The organism is uncultured Corynebacterium sp., from assembly GCF_902489365.1.
Taxonomy (GTDB): domain Bacteria; phylum Actinomycetota; class Actinomycetes; order Mycobacteriales; family Mycobacteriaceae; genus Corynebacterium.
The window spans coordinates 1-2,582 of sequence record NZ_CABTZR010000149.1 but is presented as its reverse complement, the minus strand read 5'-3'; the positions used below and the strand labels follow the sequence as shown (position 1 = coordinate 2,582).

The 2,582-nt window shown below is 62.5% G+C and carries 2 protein-coding genes; both read left to right on the top strand.

Features of this window, described 5'->3' with window-relative positions; genetic code table 11:
* A partial coding sequence (locus RDN59_RS11970; RefSeq protein ID WP_308608029.1) for a phosphoribosylaminoimidazolesuccinocarboxamide synthase occupies positions 1–462 on the top strand: 462 nt, incomplete at its 5' end.
* Between the two features lie 9 nt (positions 463–471).
* Positions 472–2,580: a S9 family peptidase gene (locus tag RDN59_RS11965; RefSeq protein WP_308608028.1), complete on the top strand. Its 2,109-nt coding sequence runs from the start codon at positions 472–474 to the stop codon at positions 2,578–2,580.
* Positions 2,581–2,582 lie beyond the last annotated feature (2 nt).

Genomic DNA, 2,582 nt, shown 5'->3' with positions numbered 1-2,582 from the left:
TCCCGCCTGCCCGAGCCCATCTTTACCCCGGCCACCAAGGCGGAGCAGGGCGACCACGATGAGAACGTCTCCTTCGACGTCGTTGTGGACAAACTCGGCCGCGAGCGTGCCGAAGAGCTGCGCGAGGCCACCCTGCGCATCTATGCCACGGCCGCCGCGCTGGCGGAGGAGAAGGGCATTATTTTGGCGGATACGAAGTTCGAGTTTGGCGTCGACAAGCACGGCACCTTGGTCTTGGCAGATGAAGTCCTCACCCCGGACTCCTCGCGCTACTGGCCGGCCGATACCTACGAGGAAGGCAAGGTTCAGCCCTCCTTTGATAAGCAGTACGTGCGCGATTGGCTCACCAATTCTGGCTGGGACAAGGAATCCACGCCGCCGCGCCTGCCAGACGACGTTGTCCAGGCCACCCGCGCGCGTTATGTTGAGGCCTTCGAGCGCCTGTCCGGAACCACTTTTTAAGGAGGCTGAATGAACGCACCGATTGCTGCTAAGCGCCCCATCACGCGAGAGTTCCACGGCCGCAGCTTCGTTGATGACTACGAGTGGCTGCGTGAGAAAGACGCCCCGGAGACCCGCGAATACCTCGAGGCCGAAAACGCCTACACCGCAGAACAAACCGCGCACCTGGACACCTTGACCGAGAACATCTTCACTGAGGTCAAGTCCCGCATCAAGCAGACGGACATGTCCGTGCCCCAGCGCCGCGGTAAGTACTGGTACTACGGCCGCACCGAGGAGGGCCAGGAGTATGGCTACAGCTGCCGCATCCCGGTGTCGGAAGGTTCTGATCCGTGGACCCCACCGACCATCCCAGAGGAGGGTGCTCCAGACGGGGAGCAGGTGCTTCTCGACGTCAACGCGCTCGCCGAAGGCCACGACTTCTTCGCCCTCGGTGCGTCCACGGTGAGCGATTCCGGGGACTTGCTGGCCTACTCGGTCGACGTGGCCGGCGACGAGCGCTTTGAGCTCTTCATCAAGGATCTGCGTACCGGTGAGCTGTTGGAGGACCGCCTGGAAGGCATCTTCTACGGCGCGACGTGGGTAGGGGAGGAGTTCATCTTCTACACCACCGTGGATGACGCATGGCGGCCGGACACCGTGTGGCGCCACCGCGTGGGAACCCCGCAGTCGGACGACGTTGTGGTCATGCGCGAGGAGGATTCGCGCTTCGGCATCGGTGTGGGCACGACCCGCAGCGAGAAGTACATCATGATTGTCTCCGGCTCGAAGACGACGAATGAGGCCTGGGTGCTCGAGCAGTCCACCCCCGAGGGTGAGTTCCGCTGCCTGTGGGAGCGCGAGTCCGGCGTGGACTACGACGTCGACCACGCCGTGGTGGGCGGCACCGATTATTGGGTTGTCACGCACAATGCCACCGGCCCCAACTTTGAGCTCGGCTACTGTCCGGTTTCTGCAGAGCTACCGGCGCTGCGCGAACTCACCGTCCTCATGCCACACGATGACACAGTGCGCATTGAGGGCGTGGATTGTTACCGCGACCAGATTGTCGTGGGCTATCGCCGCGGCGGGATCGGCCGTGCAGCGGTGATGGATGTGCGCCAAGGGTGGGCGCGCTTCGACGAGCTTCACTTCAACGAGGAGCTCTACACCGTCGGCGTGGCCGGTAACCCCGAGTGGGACGCGCCGGTGCTGCGCGTGAGCTATACCTCCTTCATCCAGCCGGCCCAGCTCTTTGATTACCGCGTGGCGACCGGCGAGTACACGCTGCTCAAGGAACAGGAAGTTCCGGGCGGCTATGACAAGGACGAGTATGTTGCCTACCGGGTCTGGTCTGAGGCTCCCGATGGGACCAAGGTACCGGTGTCCATCGTGCACCGCGCGGACTTGGACCGTACGCAGCCGAACCCGACGTTGCTTTATGGCTACGGTTCCTATGAGGCGAATATGGATCCGTACTTCTCGGTCTTCCGTTTGTCCCTCATGGACCGCGGCATGATCTTTGCCATGGCGCACGTGCGCGGCGGCGGCGAGATGGGCCGCAACTGGTACGACGACGGCAAGATGCTGGCCAAGAAGAACACGTTTACTGACTTCATCGCAGTGGCCGATGACCTCATCGCGCGCCGGGTGACCACGCCTGACACCTTGGTAGCGGAGGGCGGTTCCGCCGGTGGCCTGCTCATGGGCGCGGTGGCCAACATGGCACCGGATAGGTTCAAGGCTATCGAAGCCAACGTTCCCTTCGTGGACCCGCTGACCTCGATTCTTATGCCGGAGCTACCGCTCACGGTGGTGGAGTGGGAAGAATGGGGCGACCCGTACCACGACCCTGAGGTCTACGACTACATGGCCTCCTACTCGCCGTACGAGAACATTGCGCCGCAGAAGTATCCGAATATTCTGGCGCTGACCTCGCTTAACGACACCCGCGTGCTTTACGTGGAGCCAGCGAAGTGGATGGCCAAGTTGCGTGATGTTGCCACCGACGGCGAATTCCTCCTCAAGACTGAGATGGCTGCCGGCCATGGTGGTGTGTCCGGACGCTACGCCAAGTGGCGGCAGGCGGCATTCGAGTATGCGTGGCTGATTAACCAAGCTACGGGGGCGGAGGCTTAAGC